Annotated in this window: 14 protein-coding genes and 1 pseudogene; 12 read left to right on the top strand and 3 right to left on the bottom strand. The window is 61.8% G+C overall.

What is annotated here, in order from left to right; translation table 11 throughout:
* The first annotated feature begins 98 nt into the window (after positions 1-98).
* From BV106_RS06405 to BV106_RS06360, 11 genes and pseudogenes are all read left to right on the top strand, one after another.
* Positions 99-575, top strand: coding sequence for a tRNA (cytidine(34)-2'-O)-methyltransferase (locus tag BV106_RS06405; protein ID WP_038162230.1), 477 nt, complete (start codon positions 99-101; stop codon positions 573-575).
* A 120-nt stretch (positions 576-695) separates the two neighbouring features.
* Positions 696-1,283 (top strand): DUF6036 family nucleotidyltransferase, encoded by a 588-nt coding sequence (locus BV106_RS06400; RefSeq protein ID WP_038162226.1) that lies wholly within the window; start codon positions 696-698, stop codon positions 1,281-1,283.
* A 94-nt stretch (positions 1,284-1,377) separates the two neighbouring features.
* The gene (locus BV106_RS06395) at positions 1,378-2,295 is read left to right on the top strand and encodes a hypothetical protein (RefSeq protein WP_265595388.1); all 918 of its coding nucleotides are present in this window, start codon (positions 1,378-1,380) and stop codon (positions 2,293-2,295) included.
* Between the two features lie 79 nt (positions 2,296-2,374).
* On the top strand, positions 2,375-2,992 hold the full coding sequence (locus BV106_RS06390) for an acyloxyacyl hydrolase (protein WP_051945253.1): 618 nt from the start codon (positions 2,375-2,377) through the stop codon (positions 2,990-2,992).
* Positions 2,993-3,056: 64 nt separating this feature from the next.
* Positions 3,057-3,950, top strand: a complete 894-nt coding sequence (locus BV106_RS06385; RefSeq protein ID WP_038162221.1) for an alpha/beta hydrolase — start codon at positions 3,057-3,059, stop codon at positions 3,948-3,950.
* Between the two features lie 92 nt (positions 3,951-4,042).
* On the top strand, positions 4,043-5,749 hold the full coding sequence (locus BV106_RS06380; RefSeq protein ID WP_051945250.1) for a sialate O-acetylesterase: 1,707 nt from the start codon (positions 4,043-4,045) through the stop codon (positions 5,747-5,749).
* Positions 5,750-5,912: 163 nt separating this feature from the next.
* Positions 5,913-6,596 (top strand): c-type cytochrome, encoded by a 684-nt coding sequence (locus BV106_RS06375; RefSeq protein ID WP_051945248.1) that lies wholly within the window; start codon positions 5,913-5,915, stop codon positions 6,594-6,596.
* A 250-nt stretch (positions 6,597-6,846) separates the two neighbouring features.
* Entirely contained in the window at positions 6,847-7,938 is a 1,092-nt protein-coding gene (locus BV106_RS06370; RefSeq protein WP_038162220.1) for an MBL fold metallo-hydrolase, read from the top strand.
* Positions 7,939-8,075: 137 nt separating this feature from the next.
* A pseudogene (locus BV106_RS35130) lies at positions 8,076-10,304 on the top strand (c-type cytochrome domain-containing protein); the annotation flags it as partial.
* Complete coding sequence (locus tag BV106_RS37100; protein ID WP_306301620.1) at positions 10,204-11,625, top strand: DUF1553 domain-containing protein; 1,422 nt, start codon at positions 10,204-10,206, stop codon at positions 11,623-11,625. The pseudogene BV106_RS35130 and the gene BV106_RS37100, both read left to right, overlap by 101 nt.
* Positions 11,626-12,256: 631 nt before the next feature.
* Positions 12,257-12,970 (top strand): hypothetical protein, encoded by a 714-nt coding sequence (locus tag BV106_RS06360; RefSeq protein ID WP_038162219.1) that lies wholly within the window; start codon positions 12,257-12,259, stop codon positions 12,968-12,970.
* Between the two features lie 608 nt (positions 12,971-13,578).
* On the opposite strand, the gene recA is transcribed toward BV106_RS06360, so the two are convergent.
* Positions 13,579-14,703, bottom strand: a complete 1,125-nt coding sequence (gene recA / locus BV106_RS06355; RefSeq protein ID WP_038162218.1) for a recombinase RecA — start codon at positions 14,701-14,703, stop codon at positions 13,579-13,581.
* 123 nt (positions 14,704-14,826) lie between these two features.
* Entirely contained in the window at positions 14,827-15,825 is a 999-nt protein-coding gene (locus BV106_RS06350) for a type II secretion system F family protein (protein ID WP_038162217.1), read from the bottom strand.
* Between the two features lie 92 nt (positions 15,826-15,917).
* Here BV106_RS06350 and ribD point away from each other — a divergent pair, with 92 nt between their 5' ends.
* Positions 15,918-16,961, top strand: a complete 1,044-nt coding sequence (ribD, locus tag BV106_RS06345) for a bifunctional diaminohydroxyphosphoribosylaminopyrimidine deaminase/5-amino-6-(5-phosphoribosylamino)uracil reductase RibD (protein WP_038162216.1) — start codon at positions 15,918-15,920, stop codon at positions 16,959-16,961.
* Positions 16,962-17,476: 515 nt separating this feature from the next.
* Here ribD and BV106_RS06340 read toward each other — a convergent pair.
* A partial coding sequence (locus tag BV106_RS06340) for an isochorismatase family cysteine hydrolase (protein ID WP_038162214.1) occupies positions 17,477-17,804 on the bottom strand: 328 nt, incomplete at its 5' end.

Genomic DNA, 17,804 nt, shown 5'->3' with positions numbered 1-17,804 from the left:
AAAGCTCTGCACTACCTTCAGCTGCCGCCAAGAGACACGCCCCCCCAACCTTCCCACCTTGAAGTTTGGCTTTTGCCTTTTGAAGTTTAGCATCTCCGATGCTCCACATCGTTCTCTACCAGCCAGAAATCCCTCACAACACCGGCGCAGTGGGCCGCTTGTGTCTGGCGACCGGAGCGAGACTGCACCTCATCAAGCCCTTGGGCTTCAGCATTGATGACAAGCAGCTCAAACGGGCGGGGCTGGACTACTGGAAGGACGTGGATGTCCGGGTCTGGGACCGGTTCGAGGACTTGCAAGCCGAGGCGGCCCCGAGTGGAGCCCCATTCTACTACCTCACCACGAAGACCACCCAGACCTACTGGAACGCCACCTTCCCCGCCGAGTGCTACCTCGTCTTCGGCCCTGAAACCCGCGGACTGCCTGAATCCCTTCTGGCAGAGCAGCCCGCGGCCTGCTTGCGCATCCCCATGCTGGACACCCGCAGCCTGAATCTGGCCACTGCGGTCGGCATCGTGCTCTATGAGGCAGTGCGGCAGACGGGAAGTGTTCCCACTCCGCAGGCGGTCCAGTAAATTGGCGGCTAGGAGCGCCTTCCGGGCCGGTCCGTCAGCGGGCTTCGGTTCAACTCAACTTGCGCACCAGCAGATAGCGCATACAATACGCATTTAATACTCGCATAATATGCTGAAACGATGAAAATCGATGCGGACACTTTCCTAGGCGCAATTCAAGCGTTGGGTGACCTGCTGGAAGAGGCAGGGGCCGAGCCGCAGCATCTGGTCGTGGCGGGAGGATCTGCTCTGTTAGCTCAGGGCCTCATCTCTCGCACCACCCGCGATGTGGATATCCTGGCCATCGTGGACCCCAAGGACGAACTACAGGATCCCCGCCCTCTTTCAGAGTCGCTCAAACTTGCCGCCGCCCAAGTGGCTGCGGAGCTTCAGCTCGACCCCGACTGGTTGAATACGGGGCCTGCAGATCAAGTCTCAGCCGGATTGCCGGAGGGCTTCTTTTCCCGCCTGACGAAAAAGGAGTTCGGCCCGGTGCTCACCATCTATCTGCCTGCCCGGTTCGACTTGATTCACCTCAAGCTGTTCGCCGTGGTGGATCAGGGGCAAGGACGCCATTCTCACGATCTCAAGATCTTGGCCCCCACAGATGAAGAGCTGCTTGCCGCCTCGCGGTGGGTTCTCACCCAAGACGCGAGCGAGGTTTTTCCCGGGCTGGTTCACAACACTCTTAAAGCTCTCGGCTATGGACACTTGGTTGCACGACTTTAGGCAAAACTGCCTCCAAGCCTCGCTCGACCTGCTCTGGCGACAGTGGTGCAGCTTGGGCGTGGCAGGGCACGGGCAGAAAGCCCCGCCAGACAGGATGATTGATCCTGAAGCCCTTGTCCTGGCAACCACAGTCGTCGGCCGTGAGGACCCCCGCTTGTTTGAAGAGGTGTTGGATTGGCTGGCCCAGTTTGGCACGCTTTTGAACCTTCAAAGGTTGAAGAATCTACAGTCGTCCACAGCACTGGGAGATCCGACCGTGCTGGGAGCGATGGCAGAGTGGTTGGGCAAGAACGCCGGGCAGCCCAGATGGAAGGCCGTAACCGCCAAGGAATTGCACCACGCCCCCAAGCAGTCTCTGTTTTACCACGAACCCAGCAATCTGATTCACGATCCCGACCCGGAATTTGCAACCTACGGGGTTGACCGCCCCCGCGTTCAATTGCGAGGCATGAGCGGACCACCGGACCATCGTCAAATTGCCAACCTCGTCGTGACACTGCGATCTCTTATTGGGGTGAGTGCGAGAGTGGAGATCATCCTTGCACTGGCCGGAGGCTCGCCCATCCATGCGTCCGAGCTTGCCAGAATGACGGGATACGCACCGCGCACCGTACAAACTCTTTTACAGGAGATGACGCTTTCGGGTCATCTCCTGACCGCAGAGGTGCCCGTGCGATACAACAAAGTGCGCCGAGGAGCCAACCGACGGTATCAGATCCGTCCGTCCGACTGGGCTTTCCTCTCGGACGGTCAGCCCATTCCCCAGTGGTTCCGGTGGGCACCTTTCTTCCATTTGATTCAAGAAGTGCTCGCGACCATTCCTCCGGCAGGTGCCAAGCCCAAATCTCAGGTGACGATTTCATCGAAACTCCGGGAAGTGCTGGCCAAACACGGCGAGGCGTACATGGCCGACGGGCTTCTAGCCTCGCTGGATCTTCGAGCTCGCTCCGGGAGTGAAGAACTGCTCAAGAGTCTGGCCAGTCATCTCCCACCTCTCATCACACGCCTCTAGGAGATGACCTGTCTCTTTGCACTCCTCCCTCCCCCACCTTTCCCCTTTCCTGTTGCCGGGGATCGGTTAATCTCGCGCCATGTTGCGACGTGTCCTGCTGGCCGGTCTGGCCATGGTTTCTTTTTCTTCAATGGTCCATGCGGGTCCGGTGACGACGGTGCCGCAAGAGCCCGCGTATGATCCCATCAAACACTGGGAGTTCGACCTTGAGACCGGGGCGCTGTGGAGCGTGGGGCACAATGCCTCCCCGCTGAACTATGTGATCCTGCCGCAGATGCTCACGTTCAAGTCCCCGGCCGTGCTGCAAGGCAAGCTGTGGGGGGGCGATCTGGTGCTGCGCAACCGTTTCAGCCTGCTGATCGAGCCGATCATCGAAGGGCCTGAGAGCTATTTCATCGGTGCGAACGGCTCGGGCATCCTGGAGTGGTGGAACCCGTCCCGCAGCTTCAACCTCTTCTTCTCCGCTGGCGGGGGCCTGGGCTTGATGGACAGCAAGGGTTATGAAGTGGAAGGCGGCCAGGGGCAGGACCTGAACTTCACCTACTTCGGCTACGCTGGAGCACGCGTGAAAGTGTGCGAACGCGGCAGTCTGGCCCTCGGTCTCTATTACCAGCACATCTCCAACACGGATCTGGATGACATCAACCCGGGCATCGACTCACTGGGACCCATGCTGAGCTTTGGCTGGCATTTCTGACAGACGAGGGAGGTGACGACGTTTCCAGCGGGCATTTGCCAAAAGGCCCGCTGCCATTCTCGTCATGAAAACTCGAACCCTCTGGTCTCTTCTTTCCGTCGTCGCCCTCTCTGCTCCTGCGATCCATGTCGCTTGGAGCCAGGATCCCGCTCCACCTGCCAAGGCGAAGACCGCTCAGTCGCCCCCGCAGCCTACGGAGAAGAAAGTGTACAAGGAGGTGGGTGGGCGGAAGCTGGAACTCTGGATCTGGAAACCCGCCGGATGGAAGGCGGAGGACCGCCGCAGCGCCATCGTCTTCTACCATGGGGGCGGCTGGAAGAACGGCAGCCCGAACGCCTTTGCCCGGCAGTCTGAAAAACTGGCGGAGCGAGGCATGGTGGCGATCTCTGTGCAGTACCGGCTCACCTCCCAGGAGGGAGTAACCATGGCCGACTGCGTCAAGGATGCGCGCTCAGCCTTCCGCTGGGTGCGGGGCCATGCGGCTGAGTTGGGGATCGAACCCACCAAGATCGCCGCAGGCGGCGGATCGGCGGGCGGTCACCTGGCAGCGACGCTGACCACGCTGAGCGACATCAACGAGGAGGGCGATGACCTGAAGGTGGAAACACAGCCTGCGGCCCTGGTCTTGTTCAACCCAGCGGTGAATCTGGATATCGCCGCGGCCCGGGCTGGCGTGACCCCGGAGAAGCTGACGGAGCTGCTCAAGCTGAGCCCGCATCAGCACCTCGAGGCGGGTGCCCCGCCCACCATCATCTTCCACGGATCGGCCGATACGACGGTACCGATCAAGTCCGTGCAAGACTACGCCGCCCGCGTCAAGGAGCTCGGCGGGACCTGCGAGGTCTCCGTTTTCGAGGGCAAGACGCATGCTTTCTTCAACAAGGAGCCTGAAGTCTGGGAAACATTGCGCCAAGCCGAGACTTTTCTGGAAAAACAAGGCCTGCTCAGCGCGAAGTAGTCTTCCGCGCCGGACGGGCTCCTTCTGCTTGTCAGGCCTGGACAGGCCCGCTTCAATCGGGCGCTTTGCGATCTGTTCTCCTCACCTCAACCATGAAATACTCCCTCTTCCTCGCGACCCTGCTGTCAGGCGGGTTGCTCCATGCCGACGTCAAACTCCCCTCGGTGTTTTCCGATCACCTCGTGCTGCAACGCGACAAACCCGTTGCGGTGTGGGGCACGGCCGATGCGGGCGAAGCCGTGACCGTCACCTTTGGCGGCCAGAGCAAGCAGGCCACTGCTGGCCCCGATGGTTCCTGGAAAGTGGCGCTCGATGCTCTGAAGGCCAGTGCGGAGCCCGCCGAACTGAAGGTGAAGGGGAAGAATGAAGTCGTGTTCAAGGACATCCTCGTGGGTGAGGTCTGGGTCTGCTCCGGCCAGTCCAACATGGAATGGACCGTGGACAAGGCGGTGAATCCTGAACAGGAGATCCCTGCCGCCAATCACCCGAAGATCCGTTTCTTCAGCGTGCCCAAGGCCGTGGCCAACGAGCCGCTCAAGGACATCGCCCAACGTCCGTCCTGGCAGGTGTGCTCCCCAGACTCGGTGAAGAGTTTCTCCGCCGTGGGTTATTTCTTCGGCCGTGAGCTCAACAAGGCACTCGATGTGCCGGTGGGGCTGATCAACACCTCCTGGGGCGGCACCCGCGCGGAAGCCTGGACCAGCAAGCCAGCCCTGGAGGCCGTGCCCACCTGCGCCGCGATCATCACCGCCTGGGATGATTTCCTGAAGACCTACAATCTGGAGAAGGCGAAGGCTGACTACGAAACCGCCACAAAGGTGGCCAAGGAAAAGATCGAGAAGATCAAGGCCGAGAACGCCAAGCCCGGTGCCACCCCGCAACCCGTCCCCGGTGCCCCGCGCCCGTTTGAGAATCTGCAGACCACGCAGCATCGCCCGGCGGTGCTGTTCAATGGCATGGTGGCTCCCATCGTGCCTTACACCGTGAAGGGTGCCATCTGGTACCAGGGTGAGTCCAACCAGCAGCGTGCGGTGCAGTACCAGACGCTCATGCCCACGCTCATCGCCGACTGGCGCAAGCAATGGGGTGACGAACTGAGCTTCTACATCGTGCAGCTGGCCGGATTCGGCAACGGCCGTACCTGGCCCCAGCCGGTGGGTGCAGCCGATACCTGGGCTGAGCTACAGTGGGCCCAGCTCCAAACCGCCCTCCGCGTGAAGAAGAGCGGGCTGGCCGTGGCCAACGACATCGGTGAAGAGAAGGACATCCACCCGCGCAACAAGCAGGAAGTGGGACGTCGTCTGGCCCTGCAGGCCCTCGTGAAGGACTACAAGAAGAAGGACTACCAGCCCAACGGCATCAGCGGCGGTCCCATCTTTGGCGGAGCCTCTGTGACCGGGAACAAGATCGTGGTGAGCTGGAGCAATGTGGGTGGCGGCCTGGCCGCACGCGACGGTGGGGAGCTCAAGGGCTTCATCATCGCTGGTGAGGACAAGGTGTGGAAACCCGCCAAAGCCCGGGTCGTGGGCAAACAGATCCACGTTTCCAGTGAGGAAGTGAAGAACCCTGTGGCCGTACGCTATGCCTGGACCGCCTGGTGCCCCGAGGCCACCCTGATCAACAAGGAAGGCTTCCCCGCCAGCCTCTTCCGCTCCGACAAGTGGGAGCTTTCCACCGAAGGCGTGGACAGCCCGTTTGCCGCGCCGAAGCCCGCTGCTCCTGCCCCGGCCCCCGCTGCGACTCCTGCCGTGAAGCCAGCTGAGAAAGAGGCTCCCAAAGCCCTGCCGAAGCCCGCCTAGTCCTTTCGCACTGAGGTCTCTGTCATCCCGGATCTTCCACGGTGCGCCGTGGGCAAGATCCGGGATTTTTCTTTGGTCGACTTCTTCAATCCAGGAGATGCCCACCACAAGATTCGAGGCACTTTTGACAAGCTCCGGACGGTGTTGTGAAGTAGCCTTTGCCATGCGCCTTTGGGGCTTTGCCATGTTGATGTTGCTCACCAGCGGAGCCCCCAGTTGGGGAGCACCTCCCGTGGCTGCGTCGCCGGCTCCAGGCACCGTTTTGTTTCAGAACCTGTGCATGCACTGCCACGGGGCCAAAGGGGAAGGCAATGCCACGCTGAAAGCGCCTCCCATCGCCGGATTGCCGGACTGGTACGTGGTGGCACAGTTGCAGAATTTCCAACTCGACCGGCGGGGAGTACACGCGTCTGACACCGAAGGACAGATGATGCGGGCCATCTCCAAGGCCCTGACCGCCCAGCAGATTCCAGAGGTGGCCGCCCACGTGACCCAACTCCCTCGAGTGGCACCGCCTCCCGCCAATCCCGGAGTGGACCTCGCACGGGGCAGGGAGCTGTATGAGGAACGCTGCATGGAGTGCCACCGCTACAATGGCGAAGGCGAACTCGTCTTCCGCAGCCCCCCGCTGGTGGGGCTGCCAGACTGGTACCTGACAGCGCAGTTGCGCAAGTTCCAGCGGGGCCTGCGAGGGGCGGAGATCGGCGATGAGTACGGCAAGAAGATGATTCTGTCCTCCAGCTACGTGGACGATGAGACGGTGCTGCAATCCCTGGTCGCCTACCTGCTCACCCTGCAAACTCCTGCGGTCCCCCAAGCGAAGCCTGGCGGGTTCGGCGAGGATTAATATTCGTTCATCTAATGCATAACTAATTGAAACAAGAAACTAGTTTGGCGCATGCTCGCGTGGATAGAATAGCGACCCGGCTGTTCACGCTCCGCATCCAGCAGCGTTGGTCGGAAGTTTCTGCGGCTTCCGGCAAGGGGGAACGGGCGGGCTGATTGGGCCCGCCCGTTCGATTTCGGAACGCGGGCTTGTCACCGGGCGGGAAGACCGATGGAATAATTGCTCTCTGTTCCACCGTTCCTCTTTCTCCATGAAGCTCCTCTCCCGACTTGCCTCGCTCCTCCTGGCCGTCAGCATGCTGCACGCCAGCGGCCTCCATGCCCGAACCCTGGACATCTACTGGATCGACTCCGAGGGCGGCGGGTCCACGCTGATCGTGACCCCGGAAGGCGAGTCGGTGCTGGTGGACACGGGCAACCCCGGAGGACGGGACGCTGCGCGGATCCACAAAGTCGCCACCCAGGAAGCGGGGCTGAAGCAGATCGACCACGTGGTGATCACCCATTTCCATGTGGACCACTTCGGCGGGATGGCGGAGCTGGCCGCGCTCCTGCCCATCAAGGCCCTCTATGACAAAGGGATCCCGGAGGCGGACGTGAGCCCGGACAACAAACCCAACGATACCCGCTGGGCTCTTGCCAGCCGCCCCTATCGCGCGGCTCAGGTGGGCAAACGAGTGACTCTTGCGGCGGGCGACCTCGTGCCGCTCCAGGCGGCCAAGGAAGGCACCGGAGCCACCACGACACTCCGTTGCCTGGGGGCCAACCAAAAGTTCATCGCACCCACCGCCGAACAGGCCAAGGTGGCCAATCCGCTCGCAGGCAGCGTTCCTCAGAAGCCAGTGGACACCTCGGACAACGCCAACAGCGTGGTGCTGATTCTCGAACATGGGGGCTTCCGCTTCTTTGACGGCGGCGACCTGACCTGGAATCTGGAGGAGAAGCTGGTGGCCCCGCACAATGTGGCGGGCACGGTGGACCTCTACCAGGTGAACCACCATGGACTGGATTCCAGCAACAACCCGATCCTCATCAAGTCACTCTCACCGACGGTATCGGTCATGAACAACGGCCCGCGCAAAGGCACGAGTGCCAGCGCCATGGAAGCCCTTAAGAGCACGCCCTCCATCAAGGCCATGTACCAGATGCATGAGAACGTGCGGGACGATGGGGCGGCGAACAACACCGTGAAGGATCTCATCGCCAACCAGGGTGACCTTGCCGAGGGTTGCGTGGCCAACTTCATCAAGTGCAGCGTGGATGCGGCCAAGGGCACCTTCACCATCCAGGTGCCAGCGACGAAGCACAGCCAAACCTTCCCTTTCGCAGCAAAGAAATCGTGAAGCGCGGAATGTGACGCGATGTAGTACTAATGTAACGCACGGTGACGCTCACCCCTCAGATAGCGGGACGATTGGCGTCAGTTTAGTATCATGACAGGCAAGAGGTCGGAGGGAAAGACCGTATTGACGGCTGCCCCATGCGTGTCTCTCCCGGCCTCTTTTTCGGTCTCGCCCTTCTGAGTGCTCCCCAGGTCTTTGCCGCGGCCACCGCGCCGCCAAAGCCTGCGGAGATCATGGGCTTGCTCAAAACGCACTGCATCAGCTGCCACAGTACGTCCAAGCAGAAGGGCGGACTCTCCCTGGAAACTCGCGAAGCCGCCCTGCAAGGCGGCGATCAGGGCACCTCCTTGGTGCCCGGCAAGGGAGGGGAAAGTGCGCTGATCCACGCCCTGACGGCGGAGGGTGATGCGCACATGCCGCCCAAGAAGCAGCTTCCGGAAAAGCAGATCGCCCTGCTCAAGGCCTGGGTGGATGCGGGGGCTCATTGGGATGACAAGGCACTGGCAGCCTTTGGAGAACCAGCCGACGCCGACAAGCTGGGCGAACTCCCGCCAGGGAAGCTGCCCGTGATGGCTCTCAGCCTCAATCCCGCAGGGACGCGGCTCGCCGCTGCGCACGGGAATGAGGTACGCATTCATGATGTGACCCAGCCCAATCGTCCGGTTGTCGCCACGCTCAAAGGGCATCGCGACGTTGTGCAATCCCTGGCCTGGAGCCCCGATGGCTCCAAACTGGCCGTAGGCGGCTATCGGCTGGTGAAGATCTGGAATCCTGCCGATGGGGTCGAACTGGCCTCCTGGACGGCCCCGCTCGAGGGTCGCGTTTCAGCCCTGGCCTTCCTGCCGGACCAGACCTCCCTACTGGTGGCCGACGGAGCCGCCGCCCAACGGGGTGTTTTGCACCAGTGGAAACTGGGCTCTGCGAAGCCCGAAGCCACCTGGGAAGCCCATACGGACAACATCGTCGCGCTAACGCTTTCTCAAGACGGGCGGCTCTTCGCCACCGGCGGGGCGGACAACGTGGCCCGGGTATGGGACGCCGCCAGCCACAAGCTGCTGGGCAAGTTCGAGGGTCACGCTGGAGCAGTCATGGGCGTGGCGTTCAACAAGGACGCCACCTGGCTGGCTACCGGAAGTGCCGACAAGGAACTCAAGGTGTGGGATGTGAAGACGAAGGAACAGCTCGTGCAGTTGAGCCGTGCCAACACCCCCATCACGGGTCTGCAATGGAGTGCCGACGGCCAGCGCCTGATCTCAATCAACGACGAAGGCCTGCCCCGGGTGTTCACCGAGCTCAAGGCGCACGAGGGTGCTCAGTCCCAGGCCAATTCCGCCAAGGAGACCAAGCTGGCTGTAGCGGGCACGAACCTGCAGGCCGTGACCGCGACCGCCGATGGCATGACGGTGTATGCCGGAGGAGGTGACGGCAGCGTGATCACCTGGGCAGCTGATGGCAAGCTGTCACGCCTTGAGGAAACAACAACGACGCCTACAGCAGCCACTCCTGGCCCGGCTCCAGTTCAGGAATTGGCCACCTCCCCTGTCCCGGCAAAACAGCACGGGCAGGCGCTGAGCTTCACGCAGGACATTCTGCCCATCCTCGGCAAGGCGGGCTGCAGCATGGGGAGCTGCCATGCCAAGGCCTCAGGTCAGGCAGGCTTCAAGCTGTCGGTGTTCTCCTTTGATCCGCGCTCAGACTGGGCAGAGGTGGTACAGGACACGCGAGGGCGCCGCGTCTTCCCCGCCCTGGCGGAGGAAAGCCTGCTGCTGCGGAAGGCCACCGGCAGCGTGGCCCACGAGGGTGGGCAGCGGTTCGAAGAAACTTCGGAGTTCTACAAGACGGTCGCCAACTGGATCCGGCAGGGCATGCCCTACGAAGTTCCCAACCAGCCCAAGCTGACCGGCATTGAAGTGGATCCTCCCGACAAGACCTACAAGAAGAACGAGAGCCTGAACCTGAAGGTGACGGCCCGCTACAGCGACGGCAGCAGCCGCGATGTCACCGCGCTGACGGAGTATGCCTCCAACGACGCCGGAGTGGTGGCCGTGGATGAGCACGGGCATGTGCAGGCCACGCCCTATAGCGGGGAGGCAGTGGTGGTGGCGCGTTACATGGGCCACGTGGGCATCTCGAAAGCAGCGATTCCTTCCGAGAAGGTCCTGCCGGCGGAGCGATATGCGGGGCAGCCGGAGAACAACGAGATTGACCGGCTGGTCTATGCCCGGCTCAAACAACTGGGTCATCTGCCCAGCGAAACCTGCACCGATGCGGAATTCATCCGCCGCGTCACGCTGGATGGCGCCGGCCTGCTACCCACGGTGGAGGAGACCAAGGCCTTCCTGGCCAGCACCGATCCCAAAAAAACGAGAGAAGTGGATCGACCAAATCCTGCAACGCCCGGAGTGGGCCGACCACTGGGCCGTGAAGTGGGGCGACCTCCTTCGCCCCAATCCATCCCGTGTGGGCGTGAAGCCGGTGCTGCTGATGGACACGTGGATCCGGCAGTCGTTCCGCGACAACAAGCCCTGGGACCAGTTTGTCCGCGAACTGCTCACTGCCCAGGGCAGCAGTCATCAGGACGGGCGGGTGGCTTTTCTCAGGGATAAACGCGAGCCCATCGATGCCGCGGCGTTCGTCGGCCAGATCTTCCTGGGGGTGCGACTGGAGTGCGCGAAGTGCCACCAGCATCCCAGCGAGCGCTGGAACCAGAGTGACTACTATCAACTGGCGGCGTTCTTCACCCAGATGAAACGGAAGGGCCAGGGCATCTCCGCCCCGATCAGCGGTGAGCCGGAGTACTGGTGGTTTGCACCCGGTGAGGCGAGCATCCCCCACCCTGTGACGAACGAGCCCCTCAAGCCCAAGGCGCCGGCCGCAGAGCAGGTCACGATTTCCGCGAACCAAGACCCGCGCACCGTGCTGGTGGACTGGATGGTGAGGCCGGAGAATCCGCTCTTCGCCCGCGCCACGGTGAACCGGGTATGGCAGGCGCTGATGGGGCGCGGCATCGTGGAGCCCGTGGACGATTTCCGGGCGTCCAATCCGCCAAGCAATGCCCCGCTACTAGACTGGCTCGCGCAGGATTTCGTCGCCCACAAGTTCGACCTCAAACACCTGATGCGCACGATCATGCGCTCCCACGTGTACCAGCTCAGCAGCCTCCCCAATGAGACGAACCTGGCAGATACCAGAAACTACTCCCGGGCCTACCGCAAACGGCTGCCTGCGGAGGTGCTGCTGGATGCCGTGTCTGAAGTGACCCAGACCAGCGAAACCTTCACCAGCACGCCGGCGGGAACCCTGGCCAAACAGACCTGGAATCACAAACTGCAAAGCGAGTTCATGGACGCCTTTGGCCGCCCCAATGCCAGCGCCGAATGCCCCTGTGAACGCGATGCCAAGCCCAGTGTGGTGCAAGCCCTGCACCTCATGAACAGCACCCGGCTGCAGGCCCGGCTCGTGGATGCGACCGGCCGCGTCGGCAAACTCGCAACGGGAACGTTGGCTCCTGAGTCCGTAGTGGATGAGCTGTATCTGGCGACGTTTTCACGCCTGCCGTTGCCCGAGGAAAAAGCCGTGGCCGTGAAGGTCATTGCCGATGCAGGCGCAGGAGACGCACGCAAGGCAGCAGTGGAGGACGTGCTGTGGGCGCTGCTGAACTCCGCGGAGTTTGTGTTTAATCATTAAACCCTGACCCCCTGCCAGTAGGCGCGTCAGGTTAAGGGGTGTGAGGCCACAACACTACCGAAGGCCTGTGCACGTCAAGGAGCGGCGGTTTGTGCTTGCACAACCGCCGGAGGTGGCCGGAGGAAAGGTGGCCTCGAGCCTGCAAGCAGCGGTGGAGCGGCACAAGGCGATGGGCATTTGACGATCAATCGCTCCGCTTCCCCTCGGCGGTTGTGCAAGCACAAACCGCCGCTCCTTGGACAACTTGTTCTGGCGGGCCTCCAAATGGCAACCTGAACACCTCAGACGCTTAACCTGTCGCTCATGCGCCGCGCGGGACACAGAAGTCCTGAAGTCAAAGGAAACAAAGTAGCCCAGAGCTTCAACTCGTCAGTCGGACTGATAGAGAACATTCCTCTGTCAAATCTTGCCACCTCTGGATCAGCGTTAAACAGAACTTCACTGAGTCCAGCGTTGAGCGAGATTGTAACGACTGACACCTCCGTGCACCTCAAGCTCCAACCACAACCAGGGAAGAGCGAAGACAATATCACCAACAGTCACCTCTTTTCACCCAAATCAACATCCGCCTTGATCATGCGACCACATGGAGCAACTATCTTGTCCTTTCACTATCGATCCACGTCATCGCATGATCACCAATGTTATTTCAAGTGCGGGGGAGTTGTACGGAAAACTTTTCCCGCGAACGCTGTTACTGGCTCTACTGTTCTTCGTGCCGGCAAGTGAGGCGCTGATGTATGTTCTGCAGCAGAACATCATGTTTGTGTATGAGAACCCGGGATTCTCCGCGGTCCTGAGTCTGCTGGCCTCCGTTCTCGTCGCCACTTTCTTTGCCAGTGTGATTATCTGCAGCGCCCACGCCAGTTGCCTTGGGAAGCCCCTGTCGTTTTTCGGTGCGATTCGCGAAGGACTCTCGTCATGGGGATGGCTCTTGGGCGCACGCTTGGTGCTGGTAGTAAGCATCGGCATGGGATTCGTGATGCTGATCATCCCTGGCATCTACCTGCTGGTCAGGCTTTCCTTGGTTGAGTCCATGGCCGTCACGGAAAAATGCCTGGTCAACGTCTCATTTGAACGCAGCATGACGCTTACGAAAGGCCGTTTCTGGAGTATTCTCGGAGTCCTCCTAGTAATGGGCCTCATCTTTCTTTCTGTATTCTGGGCAGCAGATGCACTCCTTGAGTTCTTCTTCCTCCCAGATGCGGCTGTTCCTTTCACACTAAGCGTCTTTGTGAACGGACTGATCTCCGCCTTCTTGCCTATCTGTGGCTATGCCTTGTACAAGGAAGTGGCACGATCACCCATCGGCATCCCCAAAGCAATTTTGGTTGCCGAGAATTGATCCGGCCTCCGCAGTAAACAGCGCGAGCTCGCACCTTCTACGCAGCCGATCGCCCGTTGATGCGCACGTCATGGGACGCGCACCCCTGACCGACGGGGACCGTCGGACTACCCCGCAGCGTCACCTCCAGCGTAGTCCGATGGTCCCCATCGGCTCAGTCGCCGCAGGGACGTACGGCCAAGTCAGCTGCATCTTCCGCCGCACCCAGCATGCCCTTTGCAGTTCCGCCCCGCACCATCACCCATCGCGATGCCTGTCCTGGGACGTGCATCCCTGACCGACGGGGACCGTCGGACTACTCCGCAGCGTCGCTTCCTGCGTAGTCCGATGGCCTCCATCGGCTCAGTCGCCGCAGGGACACGCGGCCGTCGGACGACGAAAAGAGAAGAAGCCGGGCGGGACCACTCGGTCCGCCCGGCTTCTTTTAGTTCAAGGGGGGTGTCAGTAACCAAGGAACCATTGCCCCCAAGTTTCCCCTCGAGATGGTAGATGCCGATGGACCTCCTTACCGCCAACGAAACAGGTCCGCTGGCGGGAAGAGGGATCAGATCGGATTGGATGGAACTGGCGGCGGGGCATAATCCCCTGCGCTGCCAACCATCGGAAGATTATTCTCCAGCCTCGTCGTCGCTGATGGCGGCGCTGGGCAGGCCCGCGCCGTTGCTGCGGCTGCTTTTGCTGCCGCTGTTGGCGAGTTTCTCGGCGAGGCGGGCTTTGACCTGCTCCTCAACGTCCGCATAGAGGGCGGCGTCGGCTTTCAGGGCTTCCTTGCAGGCGTCGCGACCTTGGGCAAGCTGGGTGCCCTTGTAGCTGATCCACGAGCCACGCTTCTGAAGGATGTCGTACTCAAGAGCAAGGTCGAGGAGTGAACCCACGCCGCTGATGCCCTCGTTGTACATGATGTCGAACTCCGCCTCGGTGTACGGAGGCGCGAGCTTGTTCTTCACCACCTTGACCTTAGTACGGTTGCCGGTGGTGGTGCCATCGGAGCTCTTGATGGCACCGATACGACGGATGTCGATACGAACGCTGGAATAGAACTTGAGGGCCTTGCCGCCTGGGGTCGTTTCGGGGTTGCCGAACATGACGCCCACCTTTTCGCGGATCTGGTTGGTGAAGATGCAGCAGGTGCGGGCTTTGGAAATGATGGCGGTGAGTTTCCGCAGCGCCGCGCTCATCAGTCGGGCCTGAGCCCCCACGGTGGCGTCGCCGATCTCCCCTTCCAGTTCCTGGCGGGTGACAAGGGCGGCCACGGAGTCGATGACGATGACGTCAAGGGCATTGGAGCGGACCAGAGTCTCACAGATGCGCAGAGCTTCTTCACCGCTGCTGGGCTGGGAGACGAGGAGCTCTTCCATCTTCACACCCAGCTTCCGGGCGTAGTTGGGATCAAGGGCGTGCTCCACGTCGATAAACGCCGCCAGACCACCGGTCTTCTGGGCCTGGGCGATGACGGTGAGGGTCAGCGTGGTTTTACCGGAGGATTCCGGGCCGTACACTTCGACCACACGACCGCGGGGGAAGCCGCCTATGCCAAGAGCTTGGTCAATGAGGAGGTTGCCCGTGGGGATGATGGAGATTTCCGTGCGATTCTCCTCGCCCATCCGCAGGATGGAACCTTCACCGTAGTCCTTGTGAATCTGCTGGATCGCCATTTCCAGATTCTTGGCCCGGGCGTCTGCGATCTTGCTGGAGACGGGTTCAGAGGACGTTTCTTTGGGTGCGCGGGCCATACGGTGTCGGTATTAGAGTTTGGTGAACAGTTGAGAGCGATAATGTTCGATTGAACAGGAGTTGCAACTCCTATTTTGAGAAAAGTTGCCTCACCGGAGACGGTGCCCCAGCCGGACCTGGACTCAGATGCCGTCCAGCATCTGCTGGATCATGCCATTGGGGCCCATATAACTGAGGGCCATGCTGATCACCCGCCACGCGATGTAAAGCAACACCAAGACGTAAAAAATGCGGGGGAGCCACTCGGCCGCCCGGTCCTGGGCGCGGGAGGCGAGTTCGGACTCGGCGCGGGCCCAGCGGCCCATTTCGATATCCAGGGTGCCCGTCTGCTCGGCCGTATCCACGGCGCTCCCCAAGGTCTTGGGAAGGGCTCCGGTGGCCTTCAACGAGGGAGCCAAGGCCTGCCCGTCCTCCACGCTCTGGGCGGCCTGGAAACCAGCGCCCTCCAAGACAGCACTCTGGGACGCCTTGCCCGCCATCCGCAGGATTTCTGAGATGCGCAAGGCCGCCAGCAGCCCAGTTTGAAACACCTGGCAGAACCGGGCGAGCGCCCAGTGACGGCGAGCGCCACCCACCAGCGGGATGGTGCCCAGCAGGCGGTCCACCGCAGGAGACTGGGCAGCCAGCTTGAGCACGAACCACCAAGCGGCCCCCAGGAGAGCCAGCGCCGTCCAAATGATCAACAAGCGGCCGCCGGTCTGCATCAGGTAGTCTTGCAGTCCGCCTCCGTTCCACATGCGGGTGAAGTCCGGGAAAAGAGCCCCTACATGAAGCAGCAAAATTGGGTAAATGAGGGCACCGATGGCCTTGTCCCGGCTCTTTTGGCGAAGCTCAAAGTAGTGCGCGAGGTGCTCGCAGGAGGCCTCCAGACGACCGCCCTTTTCCCCGGCATCCAGCAGGCTGATTTCCAAGGGCGTGACGATGCCAGCGTTGTGCCGGGCCACGGATTCCGTGAGGCTGAGCCGCTCTGAGAGCCCCTGTTTGATGCCATTGAGATAGGAGCGCATGGAGGCGGGCGGCCCCTGCTCCAGCAAAAGATCCACCGAGCGGTCCAGGTGCATGCCAGCGCCCAACAGTTTGGCAAATTCATGGTAGAGCTGGGCGCGCTGCTTGGTCGTCATGCACGCGCATCAAAACACAGGCCGGGGTCGCAGCACAAAGGTTTTCCCGTGAAAGGGCATCTTTGTGTGGTAGAGCGGAGGAGCTTCCTCACATGCAGCACCCAGACGACGAAAAGTGGATGCGCCTGGCCCTGGCCGAGGCCCGGAATGGCATTGGACTCACCTCTCCCAACCCCGCAGTGGGCGCGGTCCTGGTCAAGGACGGCCGTCTCATCGGGCAGGGCTGGCACCATCGGGTGGGGCTGCCCCATGCTGAGGTGGAGGCGCTGAGGAACGCAGAAGCCCAGGGGAAAGGGGCCGAGATCCGGGGTGCGACCGCCTATGTCACCCTCGAACCCTGCTCCACCCACGGTCGCACCGGGGCCTGCACGGTGGCGCTCACGAATGCCGGCGTCAGCCGCGTGGTCTATGGGGCCACCGACCCCAATCCTGGGCACGCCGGTGCCGCTGATCGGATTCTGAGGGATGCGAAAATCGAGGTCCTGAGCGGTGTGTTGCGGGAGGAGTGCGAGGAAGTGCTGCGTCCCTTTGCCCAATGGATCACGACCGGCCTGCCCTATGTGGTGGCCAAGGCAGGCCAGAGCCTCGATGGTCGCCTGAGCCGCCCGCCCGGCGAGTCCCAGTGGATCACCAGCGAGGTTTCACGCGCCCATGCCATGCAGCTGAGGGTGCAGAGCGACGCCATCCTCATCGGGGCGGAGACGCTCCGTCGTGACAATCCCCGCCTGACGCTGCGCGGCGACGCAGTGCCTGAAGGCAAGCTCCAACCCTGGCGTGTGGTCGTGACCCGGAGCGGAGAGCTGCCTCAGGACGCCGGCCTGTTCACCGACGAGTTCAAGGAACGCACGATTGTATTGCGGGGTGACCTGACGTTCCCGGACATTCTCAAAGAGCTGGCCGCCCGCCAGATCACCAGCGTGCTGCTGGAGAGCGGCGGCAATCTCCTGGGCCAGGCCTTTGCCGCGGGTGCGGTGGACGAGGTGTGTTGGTACATTGCACCTAGAATTTGCGGTGGGGGCACTCTGGCAGTGGGAGGCGTGGAGTTCGCGGTGGGGGCGAAGTCCGTGGAGCTGGAGAAGGTGAGCGTGGAGGTGCTGGGCAGCGATGTGTGTGTTCGAGGGGTGGTGGTTCGGTGAGTGGTAAATGGTTAGAGGTAAGAGGTGGGAAGCAGTGCGGGAAGGGAGAGTCACGAAATGGGGTGCCCGCGTGCGAAAACGGGCGCAAGCATGTCCCGAACCCGGAGGGTTCACCATGAATAGCCGCGGGTCGACCGAGCATAGCGAGGGCTACCCGTGGACAGCGAGGAGAGCCGCGCTACCGCGGAGCAGTAGGCCCATCGTAGTGCGAACCCCAGACGCCAATCCCGCGCACCAACCGCCAGATTTCTTGGCCGCACTTGGCCTACCGCTCCGCGGTAGAATACCAGCGCACTTACCATGGGTAGTCCTCGCTATGCTCGGCCGACCCATGGCTATGCATGGCGAACCCTCCGGGTTCATGAGATAACGCCAGCAACACCGACGCACCGACGCACCGACGCACCGACGCACCGACGCTCCGACGCACCGACGCACCGACGCACCGACGCACCGACGCTCCGACGCACCGACGCACCGACGCACCGACGCACCGACGCACCGACGCTCCGACCTCACATCACCGCAATCAAGGCCTTGGAATCCGACACGGCTCCGAAAACGCCCCCCTGCATGGTCACCATTTTCAAGGCAGCAAGGTGGTTGCCGTGGTCAGTGGCTCCGGTGCAGTCGGAGAGGATGAGGCACTCGTAGCCGCGGTCGTTGGCATCGCGCATGGTGGTGTGCACGCACACATCGGTGGTGATGCCGCATAGCACGATGTTCTGGATGTTGCGCCGCGCGAGCAGGAGGTCCAGGTCGGTGGCGTAGAAGCTGCCCTTGCCGGGCTTCTCGATGACGGGCTCGCCGGGCAGAGGGTATAACTCCGGGATGATGTCCCAG

This window comes from Verrucomicrobium sp. BvORR106 (genome assembly GCF_000739655.1).
In the GTDB taxonomy this organism is placed as follows: Bacteria; Verrucomicrobiota; Verrucomicrobiia; order Verrucomicrobiales; family Verrucomicrobiaceae; genus Verrucomicrobium.
This window is presented reverse-complemented; position numbering and strand designations above follow the sequence as displayed.

Excerpts from the sequence above, each read along its gene's own strand:
- BV106_RS06405 (WP_038162230.1), top strand. The coding sequence starts at position 99 with ATGCTCCACATCGTTCTCTACCAGCCAGAAATCCCTCACAACACCGGC.
- BV106_RS06400 (WP_038162226.1), top strand. The coding sequence starts at position 696 with ATGAAAATCGATGCGGACACTTTCCTAGGCGCAATTCAAGCGTTGGGT.
- BV106_RS06395 (WP_265595388.1), top strand. The coding sequence starts at position 1,378 with ATGATTGATCCTGAAGCCCTTGTCCTGGCAACCACAGTCGTCGGCCGT.
- BV106_RS06390 (WP_051945253.1), top strand. The coding sequence starts at position 2,375 with ATGTTGCGACGTGTCCTGCTGGCCGGTCTGGCCATGGTTTCTTTTTCT.
- BV106_RS06385 (WP_038162221.1), top strand. The coding sequence starts at position 3,057 with ATGAAAACTCGAACCCTCTGGTCTCTTCTTTCCGTCGTCGCCCTCTCT.
- BV106_RS06380 (WP_051945250.1), top strand. The coding sequence starts at position 4,043 with ATGAAATACTCCCTCTTCCTCGCGACCCTGCTGTCAGGCGGGTTGCTC.
- BV106_RS06375 (WP_051945248.1), top strand. The coding sequence starts at position 5,913 with ATGCGCCTTTGGGGCTTTGCCATGTTGATGTTGCTCACCAGCGGAGCC.
- BV106_RS06370 (WP_038162220.1), top strand. The coding sequence starts at position 6,847 with ATGAAGCTCCTCTCCCGACTTGCCTCGCTCCTCCTGGCCGTCAGCATG.
- BV106_RS37100 (WP_306301620.1), top strand. The coding sequence starts at position 10,204 with ATGCGGAATTCATCCGCCGCGTCACGCTGGATGGCGCCGGCCTGCTAC.
- BV106_RS06360 (WP_038162219.1), top strand. The coding sequence starts at position 12,257 with ATGATCACCAATGTTATTTCAAGTGCGGGGGAGTTGTACGGAAAACTT.
- recA (WP_038162218.1), bottom strand. The coding sequence starts at position 14,703 with ATGGCCCGCGCACCCAAAGAAACGTCCTCTGAACCCGTCTCCAGCAAG.
- BV106_RS06350 (WP_038162217.1), bottom strand. The coding sequence starts at position 15,825 with ATGACGACCAAGCAGCGCGCCCAGCTCTACCATGAATTTGCCAAACTG.
- ribD (WP_038162216.1), top strand. The coding sequence starts at position 15,918 with ATGCAGCACCCAGACGACGAAAAGTGGATGCGCCTGGCCCTGGCCGAG.